The following is a 20,594-nucleotide window of genomic DNA, read 5'->3' as shown; positions in this document are numbered from 1 at the left end:
GTTCGGTTTCCGGAAAAGTCGGCGTGGGGGAGAAGATTTGCGGCGAACCTGGAGAGCCAGGCGCACCGCAGGGATGGATCAGCGCTTGGCGCCGTGCTGGATGACGATCGAATCGGTGCCCAGGCGCGCCATGACGTCGGCCTTGCGTGCATCGGCCTCATCTTTGGTGGGGAATGGCCCCATCAGCACCACAGGCTTGCCGTCGCGGTATTCGACCCAGGAGGGGATACCCTTTTCGATCAGGCGCGCGGTCATGTCGGTGAGTGCACCCATGTTGGGGCCCTGTACCACTTCGACATCCCAGCCCTCGGGTGCCGGCTCGCCAGCGAGAGCATCGGCACGGCGCTGCAGTTCGGCGCCACCGCAGATCTCGCGAATGCGCAGGTTGTTGCCACTGTCGTCGACGAGGATTTCGTACTGGCCATCGTGCTTGATCGCCACATAGCTGCGGTAGGCTTCGTACTGGCCGGCGTCGTCCTTGCCGCGCACCTGGCCGCAGATCGAGCCCTGGGTGTCGATCCGAACGTTGGCGAACTTGGCCGTCTTGGGGTTGTGCAGATGTTCGGCCACCTGCTTGTGCACACCCTCGACCTCGTTCTCACAGCCGGCCAGGGCCAGCACCGCCATTACCACCGCCAGTTTGCGCACGCGCCTATCTCCTGATTCGAAGGGGCGCGATTCTAGCACGCCGACACGGGGGCGCCGACGGGCAAGCTGTCGCAGGTGATGTCCGTGGCCCTCCTGCGCTCGCACCTTCCATTACTCGTCCCGGGTGTTATATGCCCTGCCCGGGGCGAATGGGATAGTGCTTCGAACAACACCTACAAGAAGACCCCCATGTACAGAAGCACCTCCACCCCCGCCGACGACAACGGCTGCGGCTGGTTCCACCTGAGCCCTGCACGCACGCCGCGCCCAGGCCACAGCGGACGCAGCCAGGCGCGCTGGGCCGTTCTCGGCGCAGGCTTCACCGGCCTTGCGGCCGCCCGGCAACTGGCACTGCGCTATCCAGACGACCAGGTGCTGCTGATCGACGCCCAGCAAGTCGGTTATGGCGCGTCCGGACGCAACTCAGGCTTTGCCATCGACCTGCCGCACGATATCGGCGCTGCCGACTATATTGGCGACCTGCCCACCGCCCGCATGAACCTCAAGCTCAACCTGCGCGCCCAGACGATCCTCAAGCGCCTGATCGCCGAGCACCGCATCGACTGCCAGTTGCGCGCCGACGGCAAGTACCAGGCGGCGGTCGAGGGCAAAGGCCTGGCGGTGCTCGAAGCCTATCGCAGTGGCCTGGACAAGCTCGACCAGCCCTACGAGATGATCGACGCACAAGACCTGCCGGAACACCTGGGCACCGACTTCTACCGCAAGGCGCTCTACACCCCCGGCACCCTGCTGCTGCAACCGGCAGCGTTGGCCAAGGGCTTGGCCGGGAGCCTGCCGAGCAACGTCACCCTGCATGAACACACGGTAATCACCCACCTTGAACAAGGCCAGCGCATCAGCCTCAAGCACCAGGACGGCGAGATCATCGCCGACCAGTTGCTGCTGACCAACAACGCCTTCGCCAGCTACTTCGGTTTTCTGCCCGGGCGTCTGCTGCCGATCTTCACCTACGCCAGCATGACCCGCCCGCTGAGCGAACAGGAGCAAGCGCGTCTGGGCGGCAAGGCACGCTGGGGCGTGATTCCTGCCGACCCATTCGGCAGTACCTTGCGCCGTACCCCGGACCAGCGCCTGCTGGTGCGCAACAGTTTCAGCTTCAACGCCGATGGCCGTGCCCACAAGCGCTATCTGGAACGCGCCGCACGCCAGCATCGCCAATCGTTCGAGCGGCGCTTCCCGATGCTTTCGGGCACGGCGTTCGAATATACCTGGGGTGGCTCGATGTGCCTGTCGCGCAATCACCAATCGCACTTTGGCAGCCTGGCGCCGAATGTTCATGCCGCCCTGTGTTGCAATGGCCTGGGCATCACCCGTGGGACGGCGACCGGTACCTTGCTGGCTGATTGGCTGGCCGGGGAGCGTGACGAACTGATCGACTTCATGCTGGCTGCCGAAGGCCCGAACCGCAACCCGCCGGAACCGCTGCTGAGCCTGGGGGTCAATCTGAACCTGCGTTGGGGCCAGCACAAGGCTGGCCTGGAAAGCTGAAGGAGATGTTATGCAAAGCCTGGGATTTCTCGGCGTAGGCGAGCTGAGCGAGAAAATCGTGATCGGCCTGCGCCAAGGCGGCTACAGCGGCACCCTCCTGCTGTCGCCACGTAACGCCGAACGCGCCGCGATGCTGGCCCGCGAATACCAGTGCCAGGTCCTGGCAAGCAATCAGGCAGTGGTCGATCAGGCCGACGCCGTGGTGCTCGGCGTACGCCCAGGTGCACTGCACGAAGTGGCCAGTCAGGTGTGTCTGCGCCCTGGCCAGCGCCTGCTGTCGCTGGCCGCAGGCATCGGTCTCGGGCAACTGGCCCAGGCCTTTCCTGGCGCACACTGCGTGCGAGTGATGCTGTCGTACGCGGCGCAGTTCAACCAGTCCACGGTAGTCATTTGCCCGCCGGATCCACCCACCCAGCACTGCCTGGAAACGCTCGGCTCCCAAGTGGTGCTGGAGGATGAAGCGGCGTTCGAGCTGGCCACCGTGGCCGGCTGCATGAACGGCTGGTTCTATTTTCTGCTGCACGACCTGCAGCAGTGGCTCAGCGACAAGGGCCTGCCGGCCGAGCAGGCCCGCGCACTGGTGCTGGGTAACCTGCACGACTGCGTGGCCAGCGCGCAACGCCAGCCTGGGCAGAGCCTCAAGGCGCTGGGCGAGGCCATCGCCACGCCCGGCACCTTTACCGCCGATGGACTGGCGGTGCTGATGCACCAGCCAGTCAGTGCCACCTGGGGTGCAGCCTGCGAGGTGGTGCTCGATGGGCTGCTGACGCGGTCACGGATGCAATGACCGCGCAGCGCAAACTCAAGCCCAGATATCGTTGACCACATACCCTTCGGTAAACGGATCATCCTGGTCCAGCACATAGGTATTGATGCCGTAGATCCAACTGGTGCCGGTGATGGTTGGCACCACGGCGCGATGCTCGCCGACACGGGTTTCCTCGACCAGGCGCCCAGTGAAGACGTTGCCCAGAATGCCTTGGTGGCGAAAATCCTGGTTCAGCCCCAGTTGCCCCTTGGCATGCAGGATCGCCATCTTGGCGCAGGTCCCGGTACCGCAAGGACAGCGGTCGAGGGCGCCGGTCCAGGTCGAGGGGCGATCCCAATCCAACTCACCGGATGCCACGGTGACAGCGTTCTTCCAATCCGCATTCGGGCTGCTGGTAGGTCCTGAAAGCTGGGAAATGGTGATGCCGACCCCAGGGTACTCGGGGTGAGCCACCGGCAACTGCTCTGCTGCGGCCTGGCGGATCATCGCGCTGATACGGGCGATCTCGCCGCCGTTTTCGGGGGTGAGCTCAAGCCCTGGGAACTGGCGCACATCGGCGATGGCGTAGAACATCCCGCCCCACCCCACATCGACGGTAACCTCGCCCAGATGCGGCACCTGGATCCTGGCATCCAGATGCGCGGCGAAGGCTGGAACGTTCCTGAAGGTCACGCTCTTGACCTTGCCGTCGCGGCATTCGGCACGAATCCCGATCAGGCCGGCTGGGGCCTCGAGCACCAGTTCGGTGACCGGCTCCTGCATCGGCAGCATGCCCATCTCCAGCAACACCGTGACTACCGAAATGGTGTTGCCGCCAGACATCATCGGGTATTCGACCTGCTCCATGATGATGTACCCGGCATCGGCCTCGGGATGGGACGGCGGCACGATGAGGTTGCAGCACAGCGGTGGATAGCCGCGCGGCTCGCGCAGCATCAGCTTGCGCAACTGGTCGTCGTTGTCGCGCAGCCACTCCATCTTTTCCCGCACGCTGTTGCCGGGGATGTGCGGAACACCTCCGGTGATGACACGCATCGGCTCGCCGGCGTGGGTATCGACGGCATGAAAGGTGCGCTTGAACGCCATGGTGGGTCTCCTTCGTTGTTGTAGTTCAGCCACACGATAGATAGACCGACAGCCCAGGTCCTAGGACGTCCATGACAGCTTGTATAAAGCACGGGCCAAGGCTTGGAAGGCCTGCAGCCGTGTCCGGCAAAGCATCCCATGACTCGTCCGAGCTGTTATAGGGGCGCCGCCCGGGCCGGTGCGATAGTGCCCGCGACATGCCCACACAAGAACAAGAGGTTCCCCATGTCCAGGTCCAAACGCTCCGTTGAAGACGCCCCACTCAATGCCTTCCACCGCAAGTTGGCGGTGTACTCGGCAGGCGGCCCGTTCCTCGATGGCTATGTGCTGAGCATCATCGGCGTAGCCATGCTGCAGATCACCAATGCCTTGCACCTCAGTGCGTTCTGGGAGGGGCTGATAGCCGCCTCGGCGCTGATCGGTGTGTTCCTCGGCGGCTTCCTCGGTGGCTGGTTCACCGACAAGTACGGGCGCAAGGTCCTGTACCTGGTCGATTTGATCGCCATCATCGCTTTCTCCGTCGCGCAATTCTGGGTCGAGTCGGCGCTGGCGCTGTTCATCTGGCGCCTGCTGATCGGCATCGCGGTCGGCGCCGACTATCCGATCGCCACCTCGCTGCTGGCCGAGTTCCTGCCGCGCAAACAGCGCGGTCCGCTGCTGGCGGCGATGGTGTTGATGTGGTTCGCCGGAGCGGCGGTAGCCTATTTCGTCGGGGAGGTGCTACTGCGCGTCGCCGGTGAGGACGGCTGGCGGTGGGTGCTGGCCAGCGCCCTGGTGCCGGGTGTGTTGTTCCTCATTGCCCGCAGTGGCACGCCAGAATCGCCGCGCTGGTTGCTGAGCAAAGGCCGTGTCGAGGAAGCGGATGCGGTGATCAAGAAGGTCTACGGCAACGACTACGCCATCAGCGACCTGCCCGAACCCAGTCAGCAGAACCCGGTGTCGGTGTGGTCGCTGTTCCACTCCGGCTACGGCAGGCGCATGGCGTTCATCACGCTGTTCTGGACCTGCGCCATCGTGCCGTTGTTCGCCATCTACGCCTTCGCGCCAAAGGTGCTGCAGGCCCTGAAGCTGACCGACGACTGGGCGGCCTACGGCTCGATTGCCATCACTGTCCTGTTCACCCTGGGCTGCCTGCTGGCGACGCGGCTGATCAACCGTTTGGGCCGGCGCAAGATGCTGATCCACAGCTTCCTCTGGTCGGGCATGGCCTTGCTGTTGCTGGGGCTGTTCCCGGACGCCTCGCCCACCACCGTGCTGGTGCTGTTCGGCGCCTACGCCGTGCTGATCGGTGGCGCCCAGGTGCTGGAATATGTGTACCCCAACGAACTGTTCCCCACCGAAATCCGCGCGTCAGCGGTCGGTCTTGCCACGTCGCTGTCGCGCATCGGGGCAGCCGTCGGCACCTACCTGGTGCCCATTTCCCTGGCGTCGCTAGGCGTGGCCAACACCATGTTCGCCGCCGCCCTGGTGTCGTTGTTCGGCGCCCTGATTTCCTGGTGGCTGGCGCCGGAGACCAGCAGGCTCGACCTGCAACAAGCCGCAGCCCTGGCCCCGCATCGCCCGGCCAAACGTCCGGCCAGCCACCCTTCACCTGCACGCAAAGCCTGAGGAGACTCTCCATGAGCCAGAGATTGACCGTTGTCCGCAATGCCCCCGCCTCGCCACTGGGCACCTCTGCCCCTGCCCGTCTGCCGATCGGCGAACCAGTCGCCCAGGCGGCCACGGCCCAGGACCAGACCGATGACGCCGTCGGCGCCAGCATCGGCGTCTGGGAGAGCAGCCCGGGCACCTTTCGTCGCCATCTGAAGAACCGCGAATTCAGCCATATCGTCAGCGGTAGCTGCGTGTTCACACCCGATGGCGGCGAACCGGTCGAGCTGCGGGCCGGCGATGCGGTGCTATTCCCGGAAAACTGCGAGGGGGTGTGGGAAATCCGCGAGACCTTGCGCAAGACCTACGTGCTGTTCTGAAGGGGAAGAGGATGATCGAACGGATCAATATCGGCCCACGGGCCAGCCAGATGGTACTGGTCGATGGGCGTTTCGAGACCTCGGGCATCGTCGCCCGCGCTGTCGGTGACATCGGCGAGCAGACGCGCTGTGTATTGGCGCAACTGGAGGCGTGGCTGGGCGAGGTCGGCGCCGGCAAGGCCAACCTCACCCGGATGCAGATCTGGCTGGCGGACATGGGCGAGTTCGCGGCGATGAATACCGTGTACGACGCCTGGGTCGGTGACCAGCCGCCGGTACGGGCCTGCGTTGGCGCGGCGCTGGCGGCTGAGGAGTACCGGATCGAAATTCAGGCGTTTGGCCAGTTGTGAGTTTTTGGCAGGGGCTTGCTACAGGTCGGGATCAAGCCCGACCTTGTCCCCATGCCAGTCGAAGCGCTCCACTTCATGCCGGCGCTTCCTGAAGCTGTACGGCGTCTCGCCATACTGCTTGCGGAACCAGAGAATGAAGTGCGAGGCATCGGAGAAGCCGCAGGCCAGGGCGATGGTGGTGATGTTCTGGCTGGTGTTGACCAGCAGGCGCCGCGCATGGTCCAGGCGCAACTTGCGCCAATAGTTGGCCGGCGGCTCCTGGGTGTTGGCGACGAACTCACGGTGCAGTTGCCGCGGATGGGTCCCCACTGCGGCAGCGACTTCCTTGAGGGTCATCGCCGCATCGAGGTGCGCCCGCATGAAGGCGATTGCCCGCTGCACCCGGTCATTCTGGTAGAGACCTTCACCAGCCGGGCTTTCATCCTGCGCCGGCTGCGGCTCATCGACCAGCAGGTACTCGAGCCCTTTCTGTGCCCTTACCGCCCCGCAGTGACGGCGGATCAGGCTGGCCGCCAAATCGATGGCCGTGCCGCCCGGGCAAGTGATGATGCCGCGGTCGTCCACATAGCTTTTGTCGATCACCGCCGTGGCGTGGGGGAAGCGCTCCTTGAACTCGTCGCGCAGAGTGAAGTGCAGTGCGCAACGGCGGCCGTCGAGCAGGCCGGCCTTGCCCAGCACGAAGGAACCCGAACACAGCGCGATCAACGGGACGTTGGCGGCGTGCAGGTCGCGCAGGGCATCGAGCAGCCATTCGGGCGGGTTGCGGGTCTGCTCCAGCAGTCCACCGGCCAGCACGATGTAGTCGTACTGGGCCCACAGGTTCAGCGGCTTGGTCGGTGCGATCGGCATGCCGCAGCTGGCGGTGATCGGCTGGTCGTCGAGGGTCATCCAGTCCCATTGGCAGTACACCTGCTGGCTGCGAAACGACTTGTCGGCAGCAAAGCGCAGCGAGTCCACCAGCCCGGCCACGGGCACCAGGGTGAACTGGTTCATCAGCACGAACCCCACGCGCAGTTCAGGCTTGACCACCTGCTGGGCGTGCGGGGCATGTGGCGGTTGTAGTTGTTGTTCGACCACCATGGACGCAGACCTCCGGACCTCCGCTATGACGCCATTCTAAGGTGCGCCGTGGAGCCGGAATATCATAGTTTGCCGCACAAATAGAAGCTCCAGGACAAACGGCGCGGCCGTACCATCAATTGTCCCGCCTGTAATATCGGGCGCACGCCAGCGCTGAGCATGATGTGCCGACAAGACCAACATGCTCAGAGGCACCCCTTATGTACCGTGGATTCTGGTATGCCCAGGCACTCGACCTGGACAGTGACCTGGCCCCTGCCCTGCAGGACGGCATCCAGGCCGACGTCTGTATCGTCGGCGGCGGATTCCTTGGCCTGTGGTCGGCCATTCGGCTGAAACAGGCACATCCCGAAAAGACCATCGTCATCGTCGAACGCGACCGCTGTGGCTCAGGTGCCAGCGGACGCAACGGTGGGATCGCCACCAACTGGTGGGGCAAGTACCTGTCGGTGCGCACCATCTGCGGTGACGTCGAGGCCCGGCGTATCTGCGAGGCGGCCGAATCGGCCATCGACGAAATCGGCAGCTTCTGCCAGGAGCACGGCATCAACGCCCAGTACCGCAAGGATGGCTGGCTGTGGACCGCGACCAACCCAAGGCAGATGAATTCCTGGCGCGTGCTCACCGATGGCCTGCAGAAACTCGACGTCAACCCGTTTCAGGAGCTGGATCGCCAGACCATGCGCAGCCGCGTCGGCTCGCCACTGGTGCTGGGCGGCATCTTCGACCCCAATGCCGCCACCGTGCAGCCAGCCATGCTCGCCCGAGGCCTGCGCCAGGTGGCGCTGAAACTGGGTGTGCAGATCTTCGAGAAGTCGCCGTTCACCCATCTGGAGCGCGGCAAGCATCCGGTGGTGCACACCGCCCAGGGCCATGTGAAGGCCGATCATGTGGTGCTCGCGCTCAACGCCTGGGGCGCGCAGTTCCCCGAGCTGCGGCGCATGATCGCGATCATGTCCAGCGACATGGTCGCCACCGCCCCGGTCAAGGCCAGGCTCGATGCCATCGGCTTCAGCCGTGGCGAATGCATGACCGACTCGCGCACCGTGCTCAACTACTGGCGCAACACCCCGGATGGCCGTGTGGTGTTCGGCAAGCCGCTGGGCCAGTTCGCCTTCGCCGGGCGCATCGGCGAGCTGTATGAAAAGCCCTCGCCCGCCGCCGACAAGGTGGCGGCCGAATTGCGCCGCCTGTACCCCCAGCTCGAAGACGTGCCGGTGGTCAGCAGTTGGACCGGGCCGATCGACCGAGCCATGAAGGGCCTGCCGAACTTCGGCTATCTCGACCATCACCAGACCGTCAGTTATGGCATCGGCTTTTCCGGCAACGGCGTGGCCACCACGGTATTCGCCAGTCGCATCATCAAGTCGCTGGCCACCCATGCCAACGACGAGTGGGCCAACTGCGGGCTGGTCGAGCAGAAGATGAAACTGCTGCCGCCGGAGCCCTTGCGCTTCTTCGGCGCGCATCTGGTACGCGATGCGCTGGTGCGCAAGGAATCGCTCGAGGACCACGACCGCGACGCAGGCTTCATCACCCGCCAACTGGTCGGCATGGCACCGGCCGGGTATGTCCCGGCGCAAAAGAAATAAGGATTGCAACGTGAGCGAACACATCGTCTTTCTCGACGACGAGGGGCTGGCCGCCTCGACTCGTCTCAAGCGCCCCGACTGCCCGCACACCTGGCGTCAATTTGCCTACACCCACCCCGACCAGGTAGTCGAGCACCTGCAGGACGCCACCGTGGCCCTGACTTGCAGCGTGCCCTTGCGCGAGGAGCATCTGCGCCAGTTGCCCAGGCTCAAGATGATCTCGCTGGCGCTTACCGGGCGCGACATCGTCGATGTCGACTACTGCGAGGCGCACGGTATAGAGGTGGCCAGCGTGCCCGGTTATGCCGCCAACACCGTGGCCGAACACAGCCTGGCGATGATCCTGGAACTGTTTCGGCGCCCGTCCGCATTCACCCGCCTGATGCGTCAGGTGCATGCCGGTCAAAAGCCGCACCAGAACATCTACTTCAACCACCGCATCCGCGACGTACGCGACAAGCAACTGGCAATCATCGGCAGCGGCCCGATCGCCCAGCGCCTGGCGCACCTGGCACGCGCGCTGGGCATGCAAGTGCTGTTCGAGGACCGCGGCGGCACGCGCAATGGCGCGGACTGCCGGCCGCTTGCGCAGTTGCTCGCCAGTTGCGACGTGCTGTCGATCAACTGCCCACTGACGCCCCAGACCTATAACCTGATCGATGCCCCGCAACTGGCGCTGATGAAGCCCGATGCCGTCGTGGTCAACACCGGCCGCGGCGGCGTGGTGAACGAGGCAGCGCTGATCGACGCCCTGAGCAACGATCGGCTCGGCGGCGTGGCATTGGATGTAGTGGAAGTCGAGCCGCTGCATCCGAGCAACCCGCTGTTCCAACTCATCGAACGCGACGACTTCCTGCTCAACCCTCATATCGCCTGGAGCAGCGAGGACGCCATGCAGCAGCTGATGGACAGCGCCGTGGACAACATCAGCGATTTCGCCGCCCGCCGGGGCGCAGAGCAAAGGATCCGTACCGCATGATCACCAAGAGCAGCTACGTCGATGGCGCCTTCGTTGCCCTGGACAGCAACAGCGATCTGCTGGAAAACCGCAACCCGTCGAACCCCAACGAAGTGATCGAGCGCTTCGTGCGCGCCGATCAGGCGCTGACCGAACAAGCGCTCGCCGCCGCCCGCCGTGCCCAGCCCGCCTGGGCGCGCAGCAACCCGCAACAGCGTGCCGATGCGCTGGACTTCATCGGCAGCGAGATCCTTGCCCGCCGCCAGGAACTGGCCGAACTGCTGGCCCGCGAAGAAGGCAAGATCGTTCGTGAAGCCCTGGGCGAAGTGGACCGTGCCGGCCGCTCGTTCAAGTTCTACGCCCAGGAAGCACTGCGCGCCGAGGGCGAGAAATACCAGTCGGTGCGCCAGGACGTAGGCATCGATGTGCTCACTCAACCGCTGGGGGTGATCGGCATCATTGCGCCGTGGAATTTCCCCATCGCCATCCCCGCCTGGAAGATCGCCCCAGCCCTGTGCTTCGGCAATTGCGTGGTGTTCAAGCCGGCAGAACTGGTGCCCTCCTCAGCCTGGGCGCTGGCCGAGATCATTTCCCGTGCCGGGTTGCCGGCGGGAGTGTTCAACCTGCTGATCGGCCCGGGGCGAAGTGTCGGTGACACCTTGATCCGCTCACCGCTGGTCGATGGCATCAGCTTCACCGGCTCCGAGCATACCGGCCGGCAGATCGCCAGGCTGGCCGCCGAAGGCATGAAGAAAGTCCAGCTCGAGATGGGCGGCAAGAACCCCTTGGTGGTGCTCGATGATGCCGACCTCGAGCAGGCGGTAGACGTGGCCCTGAACGGCTCGTTCTTCAGCACCGGCCAGCGCTGCACCGCAAGCTCGCGTGTGATCGTCACCGCAGGCATTCACGACGCCTTCGTCGCCCGCCTTGCCGAGCGCACCCGTGCGCTCAAGGTCGGCGACGCCCTGCAGGCGGCCACCGATATCGGCCCGGTGGTGGACGCGCGCCAACTCGAGCAGAACCTGGCCTATGTCGCCAGCGGGCGCGAGCAGGGGGCGACGCTGGTGTGTGGCGGCGAGCGGATCGACATCCCGAGCGGAGCCTATCTGTTCACCCCGGCGCTGTTCACCGAGGTGACGCCGGCGATGCGCATCTACCGCGAAGAGATCTTCGGCCCAGTGCTGAGTGTACTGAAGGTGGCCGACTACGAAGCCGCGTTTGCCGCGGCCGAGGACACCGCGTTCGGGCTGTCGGCCGGTATCGTGACCACCTCGTTGCGCCATGCCGAACACTTCAAGCGCAACAGCTCGGCCGGAATGGTCATGGTCAACCTGCCAACGGCTGGTGTGGACTACCACGTCCCCTTCGGCGGCAACGGCGCCTCGAGCCTCGGCTCGCGTGAACAAGGCACCCACGCACGGCAGTTTTTCACCCGCGTGAAGACCACTTACCAGCTGGCCTGACCGGCTGCCGGGGAGGCAGGTTCCAGCCCCTCCCCGCTCTGGCATAATCCGTCGCCCCGAGCGCCCCTGGAACAACAATGACAACCCAAGACGGCCTGCATAAGCACAAGGGTTACCGACGCATCATCCCCTCCATGACCGCCCTGCTGCAGTTTGAATCGGTGGCGCGCCTGAACAGTTTCACGGTCGCGGCCAAGGAACTGGGCGTGACCCAGGCTGCAGTGAGCAAGCAGATCAAGGGTCTGGAAGAAAACATCGGCACGTTGTTATTTCAGCGCGGGCATCGAAACATACGGCTCACCGACAGTGGCGAGTTGCTCTTCGCTATTATTTCCGATGCCTTGCAACGGGTCGCCAGTGCCTTCGATCAAATAACCCAAGGTGTCGGGCGACAAGAACTGGTATTAGGCTCGACCGCGCCGTTTTCACAACTTCGCATCATGCCGCGCATCCATAAGCTCAATGAACTGCTGCCGCATATCCAATTGCGTCTGGCCACCCAGATGTTCATGGGCGACTTGCGCGCCCGCGACTATGACTTGGATATTCGTTTCGGTGATGGTCACTGGGAAGACGGCACTTCACTCCTGCTGTTCGAAGAGGAAGTCTTTCCGGTGTGTTCGCCTGCGTGGCTGGCATGCAACCAGGCGCCGGTCACGCTTGAGGAACTGGCGGTCGCCGGGCTGCTCGACGCCGCCTCGACCTCCGAGGGCTGGTACACCTGGCCGAGCTGGTTCAAGAGCCTGGGCTTCGTGCCGCCCGCTTTGCGCGTCAATCTGCGCTGCAGCCTGTACACCGACTCGATCAACGCAGCGCTGCAAGGCTACGGGATCTCGCTGGGCTGGGGCAGGCTGGTGGAGCATCTGCTCGACAGCGGCGAACTGGTACGCCTGGAGCCATTCGTGGTGCGTCCGAGCGAGGCTTATCACGTGATCGTGCCCCATGGTCGCAGCATCGACGCGCAGACGTGGAGCATCGTGCAGTGGTTGCAAGGCAGGGCGCAGGACATCGAATAACTTGAGGTAATGCGAAACGGAAAATTAACCGCATTGACGCTCCCACAGGGCACTTTGATAATCGAGGCCATATAAAAAGCCTTTGCATATCCAATAATAAAAGTGCCTGAGGATAACAATGATCATTGCCTCCCTGCGTTCCCATCGGGAACTGATCGCTGCGCGTCAACCGGGTGTCGGCATGGCCGGTGAACTGTACAGTCGCCAGGACATCTTCGATACCGACCTGGATATATTCTTTTATAAGCACTGGATTCAAGTGGCGGTGACGGCCGACGTCGAAGAAGCCGGTGATGTCTTCACCGTGGATATCGGCAAGGCGTCGGTACTGATCGTGCGCGATGACGATGAACAAGTACGCGCCTATCGCAATGTCTGCCGCCATCGCGGCGCACGCCTCAAAGCACCTGGCAAGTCCACCGTCGGCATGCTGGTCTGCCCCTATCATCAGTGGACCTATGATCTCGATGGCAGCCTGCGGCACGCCAAGAACATGGGCAAGGATTTCGACCCCAAGTGCCGCAGCCTGATCCCGGTCCATTGCAAGGTCATTGGCGCCCATGTGCTGATCTGCCTGGGCGTTGAGCCACCCGAAGATATCCGCGACCTGGAAGCGGTCATGGGCCCGCGCTTCGCCCCGTTCGACCTTGCCAACACCCGCATCGCCCACGAACTGGACTACGTCGAGGACGGCAACTGGAAGCTGGTGATGGAGAACAATCGCGAGTGCTATCACTGCGAAGGGACTCATCCGGAGCTGATCGTTTCCTACCAGTCCGAAGACCTGGGCGTAAGCTTCGAGGAAATGAGCGAAGAGGCCCGTGCCTCCTATGACGCCTATCAGATTCGCAAGGCCGACATCGAGGCCGACTGGGAACGTTCGGGCCTTTTGTGGCAGACCGTGGAGCACCTGGACGACAACGCCCCTACCCAGTTCCGCACCCAACGCATGATCATTGCCGGCAGCGGCGAGTCGCAGACGCTCGATACCAAGGTTGCCTGCACCCGGCTGCTGGGCAACCTGACCCGGCGAGATCTGGGCGACACCCACCTCTGGGGCAACAACGCGTGGTGCCACGTGATGAGCGACCACGCGATGATCAGCTGGATCATTCCGCTGTCGCCGGAACGCACCCTGGTCCGCACCAAATGGCTGGTGCACAAGGAGGCGGTCGAGGGCGTCGATTACGACCTCAAGCGCCTGACCGAAGTCTGGGTCGCCACTACCCAGCAGGACGCCGCGCTGGTGGCCATCACCCACAGCGGTACGCAGGACCCGGCCTTCGTGCCTGGGGCGTACTCGCAATTCACCGAACCCTATGTCGACCAGTTCGCCCGCTGGTACGCCTCGCGCCTTGCTGCCCACGGAGTCTGAGCCATGAGCCTGTACCAGAGCATCAACGGCACGCGTGAGCTGCGCTTCGCCGACAGCGATCACTGGACCGTGTTCGGCGCCCAGTGGAACAGTGGTGAGAGCAAGCGTATCGAATGCCTGGCGGTGATCGATGAGACCCACGACGTCAAGACCTTCGTCTTTCACTGCCCCGATTACCACGCCCTGGCCTACGAGCCAGGGCAGTTCCTCACGGTTTCGCCGTTGATCGACGGCCAGAGCGTTTCGCGCTGCTACACCCTCTCGTCGACGCCGACCCGGCCGTTCAGTTTCTCGATCACCGTCAAGCGCGTACCGGGCGGGACAGTGTCGAACTGGCTGCATGACCACCTGCACGTCGGCTCGACGCTCCAGGCTTCGGGGCCGGCCGGAGTATTCACCCCGGTCGCGGGGCCTGCGCGCAAGCTGCTGTACCTGTCGGCCGGCTCCGGGATCACCCCGCTCATGGCCATGACGCGCGCCGCAGCCGATCTGCATGCCGAGCTCGACATCGTTTTCGTGCACAGCGCGCGCACGCCGGCCGACATCATCTTCCGTGATGAACTGGCGCAGCTTGCCGGCCGTTTGCCGGGGCTGCGCACCCTGTTCTTCTGCGAAGCGCTGGGCGACGAACCACAGTGGAGCGGCCCGATCGGGCGCTTGTCGCTAGATCAACTACAACGCCAGATTCCGGACTTTCGCGAGCGTGAAGTGTTCACCTGCGGACCGAAGGGTTACATGGATGCAACCCGCGCCCTGCTCGCCGACGGCGGCCTGGACCTGGCGCGCTATCACCAGGAAAGCTTCGACATCAGCGCGGAACCGAGCATCCAGGCACCGCCCTGCAATCCACAGCAGGCGCAGGACACCTTCACCGTGCACCTGGCGCGCTCGGGCAGGACCTTCACCATGCGCGCCAACCAGACCGTACTGGCTGCGGCGAAACAAGCCGGGGCGGTAGTGCCCTCCTCCTGCAGCCAGGGCGTGTGTGGCACCTGCAAGAGCGCGGTGCTCGAAGGCAGCGTAGAGATGCAGCACAACGGCGGCATCCGCCAACGCGAGATCGACAAAGGGCTGCGCCTGCTGTGCTGCAGCCGGCCAACCTCGGACCTGGTCATCGACCTCTGACACGGCGCCTTCGGGCGCCGTTGTCGCTTCTATCCACCACCCGGCGCTCGACGCCGAATGTTCTGCCATTCCCAATCAGCGAAGAAGCCAAGCCCGAGGCCCCGCGCCCACGGTTTGCAACAATAAAAAGGATCTAGCCGATGCGTGCAAAACATGGCCTGTTCAAAGGCCTCAACCCCACGGTGACCATTTGGTCACTGCTGATCGTCATGGCCTTCGTGGCCCTTTGCGCTTCCCAGGGCGAGCAAGCTGCCGCGGTCTTCAAGAGCGCCTCCGATGCCATTCTGGCCAACCTCAAGTGGTTCTACATCGCGCTGGTCAGCGGTGTGTTGTGCCTGCTGCTGGTCCTGGCGTTCAGCCGCTATGGCACCTTGCGTCTGGGGCGTGAGGATGAGCGTCCGGAGTTCAGCTTCCCGGCCTGGATCGCCATGCTGTTCAGCGCCGGCATGGGTGTCGGCCTGATCTTCTGGTCGGTCGCGGAACCCGTGCTGCACTATGCCAACAACCCCTTTACGCCAGGGCTCAGCGATGCCTCGGCGTCCATGGCGATGCGCCTGACTCTGTTCCACTGGGGCCTGCATCCCTGGGCGATCTTCACTGTGATCGGCCTGGGCCTGGCCTACTTCGCCTACCGCGAAGGCTTGCCACTGGCGCTGCGCTCGGTGCTGTACCCACTGATCGGGCAGCGTATCTACGGGCCCATCGGGCATGCCGTGGATATCATCGGTGCGGCGGTGACTGCCTTCGGGGTGTCGCAGTCGCTGGGCATGGGCGTCGAGCAGATCAACGCCGGGCTGCATGATGTGTTCGCAGTGCCGGTGAGCCTGTCGTTCAAGCTAGGGATCATCGCCGTGGTCACGGTGATCGCCTCGATTTCACTGGTGGCCGGGTTGTCCAAGGGCATGAAGCGCCTGTGCACGGTCAACATGTGGATTTCCATCGGCCTGATGCTGGTGGTGCTGCTGCTGGGCCCGACCAACTACCTGCTCAACCTGTTCCTCGAGTCGCTGGGCGACTACGTGCAGAACATCGTCGGGCTGAGCTTCTGGACCGACAGCCAGCACGACAGCGGCTGGCAGAACAGCTGGACGGCGTTCTACTGGCCATGGTGGATGACCTGGGGGCCGTTCGTGGGGCTGTTCATCGCGCGCATCTCGCGCGGGCGAACCATTCGCGAACTGGTGTTCGGTGCGCTGCTGGTGCCGACCCTGGTGACGATCATCTGGATGGCAGTGTTCGGCGGCTCGGCACTCAAGGACGAGCAGCAGGCACGTCACGCCCATGCAGCGCTGCCCGTCGCCGAGCAGACGGCGGCCGGTGCATTTGCCGGGGGCCCGATCCTGGAGGCGACCCGTCATGACACCACGACGGCGATGTTCACCCTGCTTGCACGCCTTGACGGCCCGGTCATCGGCGGCATTCTCAGTATCGTCGTCTGCCTGTTGCTGGCCGTGCATTTCGTTACCGCCGCCGATGCCGGGACGCAGGTACTGTGCATGCTCAACTCGCTTGGCAGCATCGATCCGCCGAATTGGCTGAGGGTGATGTGGTGCGTGCTGGAGGGGGCTATCGCGGCCAGCCTGATCGTGGCGGGCGGGTTGGTCGCCATTCAGATGGCCAGTATCGTGGTGGGGCTGCCGATTGCGCTGTACATGCTGGTGACCGGCTACAGCCTGGCCCGCAGCCTGCGGGCGCAGGAAGGGTCGGTGACGTTGGGCACCCCGCCGAGGGTTACCGTGGAACCGGTACGGGTAGCGGCTGTGGTCGAGTAATCGGGCGACAGAGTGGGCCGTGCCGTTGCACGGCCCTTGGCTATATTCTCAAATCGCGCGCAAACAAAAAGGGCGATCCTTGCGGATCGCCCTTTTCATCGATTTGGTAGGCACAATTGGACTCGAACCAACGACCCCCACCATGTCAAGGTGGTGCTCTAACCAACTGAGCTATGTGCCTGTCGTGTGGTGCGCATATTAGTGATCATATACGTACCTGTAAAGCGTTTTTTTCAAAAAAATCAAAAACTTTGCGACCCGATCCGAAAGCCGGACGCAAAAAAGGGCGACCCTTGCGGATCGCCCCTTTCTTCGATTTGGTAGGCACAATTGGACTCGAACCAACGACCCCCACCATGTCAAGGTGGTGCTCTAACCAACTGAGCTATGTGCCTGTCGATGAGGGCGCATTCTACGCGTTAGAAAATCGCTGTCAACAGTTTTTTTCGAGCTAAGCTACTGATTCTAAAAATGTTTGCCCGGTTAACCTGCGCCACACCGCTGTAAAGGATTTTCACCGTACGACTAGCGGGTGTTTATTATTATTGATAGCATCGGTACATTCGTTAAAAATATAAAACACGAGGTTTTCCGAGCATGGCCAACACCCCCTACCCCCAGTCCTACTACGCCGCCTCGGCCAACCCGGTGCCGCCACGTCCGGCGCTGCAGGGTGAGGTGGAAACCGATGTGTGCATCATCGGCGCCGGCTACACCGGCCTGTCCAGCGCGCTGTTCCTGCTGGAGAACGGCTTCAAGGTGACTGTCGTCGAAGCCGCCAAGGTCGGTTTCGGCGCATCGGGCCGCAACGGCGGGCAGATCGTCAACAGCTACAGCCGCGACATTGATGTCATCGAACGCACCGTCGGCCCCAAGGAAGCGCAACTACTGGGCCAGATGGCCTTCGAGGGCGGGCGCATCATCCGTGAACGCGTGGCCAAGTACAACATCCAGTGCGACCTGAAGGACGGCGGCGTATTCGCGGCCCTGACCAGCAAGCAGATGGGCCACCTGGAATCGCAGAAACGCCTGTGGGAACGCTTCGGCCATACCCAGCTGGAGCTGATGGACCAGAAGCGCATCCGTGAAGTGGTCGCCTGCGACAACTACATCGGCGGCATGCTCGACATGAGCGGTGGCCACATCCACCCGCTGAACCTGGCCCTGGGCGAAGCCGCGGCGGTCGAGTCGCTGGGCGGCGTCATCTATGAGCAGACCCCAGCCGTGCGCATCGAGCGTGGCGCCAACCCGGTGGTGCACACCCCACAGGGCAAGGTGCGCGCCAAGTTCGTCATCGTCGCGGGCAATGCCTATCTGGGCAACCTGGTACCGGAACTGGCAGCCAAGTCCATGCCCTGCGGCACCCAGGTCATCACCACCGAACCGCTGGGCGAGGAACTGGCCCGCACCCTGCTGCCGCAGGACTACTGCGTCGAGGACTGCAACTACCTGCTCGACTACTACCGCCTGACCAGCGACAAGCGCCTGATCTTCGGCGGTGGCGTGGTCTACGGTGCACGCGATCCGGCGAACATCGAGGCGATCATCCGGCCGAAGATGCTCAAGGCCTTCCCGCAGCTCAAGGACGTGAAGATCGACTACGCCTGGACCGGCAACTTCCTGCTGACCCTGTCGCGCCTGCCGCAGGTCGGTCGTATCGGCGACAACATCTACTACTCCCAGGGTTGCTCGGGTCATGGCGTGACCTACACCCACCTGGCAGGCAAGGTTCTGGCCGAAGCCCTGCGTGGCCAGGCCGAGCGTTTCGACGCCTTCGCCGGCCTGCCGCACTACCCGTTCCCGGGTGGCCAGATGCTGCGCGTGCCGTTCAGCGCCATTGGCGCCTGGTACTACAGCCTGCGCGATCGCCTGGGGTTCTGATGTAGCACCGTATTGTTCTTTTCGCGGGTAAACCCGCTCCCACAAACGTGCATCTGTGGGAGCGGGTTTACCCGCGAAATGGAATCAATACCGTCAGCAATTACTGCCCGAGACTGCGCACCGCCTGTCTGGCTGCAATCTCCTGGCCGTCGCGCGCCAACTCGTCGGCGGCCTTCAGCCAGCGCTGGCGGTCGACCTGGGCCGGCAGGCGCTGCGGCGGCTGCACCAGCACCGCCCAACTCCCCTCCTTGGCCCAGGCGCTCTCGAAGGTGTCGAAGTCCAGCAGATGCCGCCGCGCCATCCCCGAGCGCAGTAGCACCCGCTGCTTGTAGCGGTCATAGCCGATCAGCACCGCATAGCGGGGCTCGCCCCACAGTGCCGAGCCGTCGTGATAGCGCAGCAGCACCGGATGGCCGGCCGCCACCTGGGTGAGCAAGGCATCCAGGCGCTTGTCCAGCGGATAGACCACCATGCCGTACTCGCGGGCCACCCGGGGAATGCCGGTTTCCAGCGACGCCACGCCCTGCGGCAGGTTCAGCGACTTGTCCAGCAGGCCTGGGGTGATCGGTGCGCCCTGCTGCGAAAGCACCGCGGCCAGGGCCATGGAGCCGCTCAGGTTGGCATTGCCGCGATAGAACGGCACGCTGCTGATCTCGACCCGCTGCGGCAGTTTGTCGAGCGCCGCTGGTGGAGCAGTGGCGCAACCGGCAAGGCTGGCGGCCACCAGGCAGGCCGCCAGCAGGCGGCGTGGACTCAGGGAGGTGAGGAAATGCTGCGACATGGACACTCGCTTGTTCCGACGCCCGGCAGACAGCGCCCGGCACTGGGCTCCGATCATAGGCGCCTGCGCGGCCCGGGTATAGCCCGCCTCGGGCTTGGAACGAAACGACCCAAGCAATAGACCTTCGGTCAATGGAACGTCACACACCTGCGGCTAGACTAAGTAAGTGTCTGGAGGGAACAGCCCACAGCTGCCCCGAGAGAAGGAGGCACACATGAGCCTGACAATGGCAATCTTCATGCTGGTCGCGATGTGGTTGAGCGTCGCCGCCGCCATGCTCTGGGGGGTACTGCGCATCGCAAGGCGCCATGCCCGACCGCACCACACCCAGGCCGCCACCGCGCCCAAGCCGCAGCCGCTGCATCGCACCCGCCGGCACGCCGGGGCACATTGACCTGATCCGCAAAAGAACAAGGGGCTGCCTGGCAGCCCCTTCTCTATTGCCTCAGCCCGGTGTCAGCCTTCAGCCGCCTCGCGCTTCAGGCGTGCCCGGCGGACCATGATGTTGAGGATCTCGATCACAGTGGAGAAGGCCATCGCGGCGTACACATAGCCTTTCGGTACGTGGGCACCGAAACCTTCGGCGATCAGCGTCATGCCGATCATGATCAGGAAGCCCAGCGCCAGCATCACCACCGTCGGGTTGTCGTTGATGAACTTGGCCAGCGGATCGGCAGCCACCAGCATCACGATCACGGCACTGATCACGGCGATGATCATGATCGGCAGGTGCTCGGTCATGCCTACGGCGGTGATGATGCTGTCCACCGAGAACACGATGTCGAGCAACAGGATCTGGCCGATCGCCGCGGCGAAGCCCAGGGTCACCGTGCCACCGGCCTTGGATTCTTCCTTGGCGCCGTGCGGGTCGACGCTCTCGTGGATCTCCTTGGTCGCCTTCCACAGCAGGAACAGGCCACCGGCGATCAGGATCATGTCCTTCCAGGAGAAGGCGTGGCCGAACACTTCGATCACCGGCTCCGTCAGCTGGACGATCCAGGCCACGGTCGAGAGCAGTGCCAGGCGCATGATCAGCGCCATGCTGATCCCGATGCGCCGCGCCTTGGAGCGATAGGCCTCAGGCAGCTTGTTGGTGAGGATCGAGATGAAGATCAGGTTGTCGATGCCCAGCACGATCTCCATCGCCACCAGTGTGGCCAGGGCAACCCAGGCGGTCGGGCTCGCGGCAAGTTCCAGCAGGTATTCCATTTAGTGTTCC

At 63.8% G+C, this 20,594-nt stretch carries 19 protein-coding genes and 2 tRNA genes; 14 read left to right on the top strand and 7 right to left on the bottom strand.

Features of this window, described 5'->3' with window-relative positions:
* Window positions 1-78 precede the first annotated feature (78 nt).
* Window positions 79-648, bottom strand: a complete 570-nt coding sequence (locus AC1TXO_RS10245; protein ID WP_486406195.1) for an SPOR domain-containing protein — start codon at window positions 646-648, stop codon at window positions 79-81.
* Between the two features lie 189 nt (window positions 649-837).
* Here AC1TXO_RS10245 and AC1TXO_RS10240 point away from each other — a divergent pair, with 189 nt between their 5' ends.
* Both AC1TXO_RS10240 and AC1TXO_RS10235 read left to right on the top strand, forming a co-directional pair.
* Window positions 838-2,157, top strand: coding sequence for an NAD(P)/FAD-dependent oxidoreductase (locus tag AC1TXO_RS10240; RefSeq protein WP_486406194.1), 1,320 nt, complete (start codon window positions 838-840; stop codon window positions 2,155-2,157).
* A 10-nt stretch (window positions 2,158-2,167) separates the two neighbouring features.
* The gene (locus tag AC1TXO_RS10235; protein ID WP_486406193.1) at window positions 2,168-2,944 is read left to right on the top strand and encodes an NAD(P)-binding domain-containing protein; all 777 of its coding nucleotides are present in this window, start codon (window positions 2,168-2,170) and stop codon (window positions 2,942-2,944) included.
* Window positions 2,945-2,959: 15 nt separating this feature from the next.
* Here AC1TXO_RS10235 and AC1TXO_RS10230 read toward each other — a convergent pair whose 3' ends face one another.
* On the bottom strand, window positions 2,960-4,012 hold the full coding sequence (locus AC1TXO_RS10230; RefSeq protein ID WP_486406192.1) for a proline racemase family protein: 1,053 nt from the start codon (window positions 4,010-4,012) through the stop codon (window positions 2,960-2,962).
* 225 nt (window positions 4,013-4,237) lie between these two features.
* Between AC1TXO_RS10230 and AC1TXO_RS10225 the strand changes: the two genes are divergently transcribed.
* Genes AC1TXO_RS10225 through AC1TXO_RS10215 form a run of 3 tightly spaced genes read left to right on the top strand, consistent with a single transcriptional unit; the run spans window position 4,238 to window position 6,332 of the window.
* The gene (locus AC1TXO_RS10225) at window positions 4,238-5,620 is read left to right on the top strand and encodes an MFS transporter (RefSeq protein ID WP_486406191.1); all 1,383 of its coding nucleotides are present in this window, start codon (window positions 4,238-4,240) and stop codon (window positions 5,618-5,620) included.
* Between the two features lie 11 nt (window positions 5,621-5,631).
* On the top strand, window positions 5,632-5,982 hold the full coding sequence (locus tag AC1TXO_RS10220; protein WP_486406190.1) for a cupin domain-containing protein: 351 nt from the start codon (window positions 5,632-5,634) through the stop codon (window positions 5,980-5,982).
* An 11-nt stretch (window positions 5,983-5,993) separates the two neighbouring features.
* On the top strand, window positions 5,994-6,332 hold the full coding sequence (locus AC1TXO_RS10215) for a RidA family protein (RefSeq protein ID WP_486406189.1): 339 nt from the start codon (window positions 5,994-5,996) through the stop codon (window positions 6,330-6,332).
* 18 nt (window positions 6,333-6,350) lie between these two features.
* Here the strand turns inward: AC1TXO_RS10215 and AC1TXO_RS10210 are convergent, their stop codons facing one another.
* A complete protein-coding gene (locus tag AC1TXO_RS10210; protein WP_065862505.1) occupies window positions 6,351-7,412 on the bottom strand; it encodes a GlxA family transcriptional regulator in 1,062 nt (353 codons plus the stop codon).
* A 200-nt stretch (window positions 7,413-7,612) separates the two neighbouring features.
* Here AC1TXO_RS10210 and AC1TXO_RS10205 point away from each other — a divergent pair, with 200 nt between their 5' ends.
* From AC1TXO_RS10205 to AC1TXO_RS10175, 7 genes are all read left to right on the top strand, one after another.
* Window positions 7,613-9,004, top strand: a complete 1,392-nt coding sequence (locus AC1TXO_RS10205; RefSeq protein ID WP_486406188.1) for an NAD(P)/FAD-dependent oxidoreductase — start codon at window positions 7,613-7,615, stop codon at window positions 9,002-9,004.
* Between the two features lie 10 nt (window positions 9,005-9,014).
* Entirely contained in the window at window positions 9,015-9,983 is a 969-nt protein-coding gene (locus AC1TXO_RS10200; protein WP_486406187.1) for an NAD(P)-dependent oxidoreductase, read from the top strand.
* Window positions 9,980-11,425, top strand: a complete 1,446-nt coding sequence (locus tag AC1TXO_RS10195; protein WP_486406186.1) for an aldehyde dehydrogenase family protein — start codon at window positions 9,980-9,982, stop codon at window positions 11,423-11,425. The genes AC1TXO_RS10200 and AC1TXO_RS10195 overlap by 4 nt, the downstream gene beginning before the upstream one ends.
* Window positions 11,426-11,559: 134 nt before the next feature.
* Window positions 11,560-12,441 carry a LysR substrate-binding domain-containing protein gene (locus AC1TXO_RS10190; RefSeq protein WP_486406185.1) on the top strand — a complete coding sequence of 294 codons (882 nt, stop codon included), beginning with the start codon at window positions 11,560-11,562 and terminating at the stop codon, window positions 12,439-12,441.
* A gap of 118 nt (window positions 12,442-12,559) precedes the next feature.
* A complete protein-coding gene (locus tag AC1TXO_RS10185; protein ID WP_486406184.1) occupies window positions 12,560-13,816 on the top strand; it encodes an aromatic ring-hydroxylating oxygenase subunit alpha in 1,257 nt (418 codons plus the stop codon).
* A 3-nt stretch (window positions 13,817-13,819) separates the two neighbouring features.
* Window positions 13,820-14,941 (top strand): FAD-binding oxidoreductase, encoded by a 1,122-nt coding sequence (locus AC1TXO_RS10180; protein ID WP_486406183.1) that lies wholly within the window; start codon window positions 13,820-13,822, stop codon window positions 14,939-14,941.
* 140 nt (window positions 14,942-15,081) lie between these two features.
* The gene (locus AC1TXO_RS10175; protein WP_486406182.1) at window positions 15,082-16,713 is read left to right on the top strand and encodes a BCCT family transporter; all 1,632 of its coding nucleotides are present in this window, start codon (window positions 15,082-15,084) and stop codon (window positions 16,711-16,713) included.
* A 104-nt stretch (window positions 16,714-16,817) separates the two neighbouring features.
* Here the strand turns inward: AC1TXO_RS10175 and AC1TXO_RS10170 are convergent.
* Window positions 16,818-16,894 (bottom strand) — tRNA-Val (locus AC1TXO_RS10170).
* Between the two features lie 137 nt (window positions 16,895-17,031).
* Window positions 17,032-17,108: transfer RNA gene (locus AC1TXO_RS10165), tRNA-Val, on the bottom strand.
* A gap of 202 nt (window positions 17,109-17,310) precedes the next feature.
* Here AC1TXO_RS10165 and AC1TXO_RS10160 point away from each other — a divergent pair.
* Window positions 17,311-18,594: an NAD(P)/FAD-dependent oxidoreductase gene (locus tag AC1TXO_RS10160; protein WP_486406181.1), complete on the top strand. Its 1,284-nt coding sequence runs from the start codon at window positions 17,311-17,313 to the stop codon at window positions 18,592-18,594.
* A gap of 100 nt (window positions 18,595-18,694) precedes the next feature.
* Here the strand turns inward: AC1TXO_RS10160 and AC1TXO_RS10155 are convergent, their stop codons facing one another.
* Complete coding sequence (locus AC1TXO_RS10155) at window positions 18,695-19,432, bottom strand: peptidase C39 family protein (protein ID WP_486406180.1); 738 nt, start codon at window positions 19,430-19,432, stop codon at window positions 18,695-18,697.
* A 157-nt stretch (window positions 19,433-19,589) separates the two neighbouring features.
* Between AC1TXO_RS10155 and AC1TXO_RS10150 the strand changes: the two genes are divergently transcribed.
* The gene (locus AC1TXO_RS10150; RefSeq protein WP_186669065.1) at window positions 19,590-19,769 is read left to right on the top strand and encodes a hypothetical protein; all 180 of its coding nucleotides are present in this window, start codon (window positions 19,590-19,592) and stop codon (window positions 19,767-19,769) included.
* A gap of 62 nt (window positions 19,770-19,831) precedes the next feature.
* Here the strand turns inward: AC1TXO_RS10150 and AC1TXO_RS10145 are convergent, their stop codons facing one another.
* Entirely contained in the window at window positions 19,832-20,584 is a 753-nt protein-coding gene (locus AC1TXO_RS10145; RefSeq protein ID WP_486406179.1) for a TerC family protein, read from the bottom strand.
* Window positions 20,585-20,594: the final 10 nt, after the last annotated feature.

This window comes from Pseudomonas sp. FA117, assembly GCF_057370475.1.
Note: the sequence above shows the minus strand (reverse complement) of the source record. Positions and strands in the feature narration are given on the sequence as shown.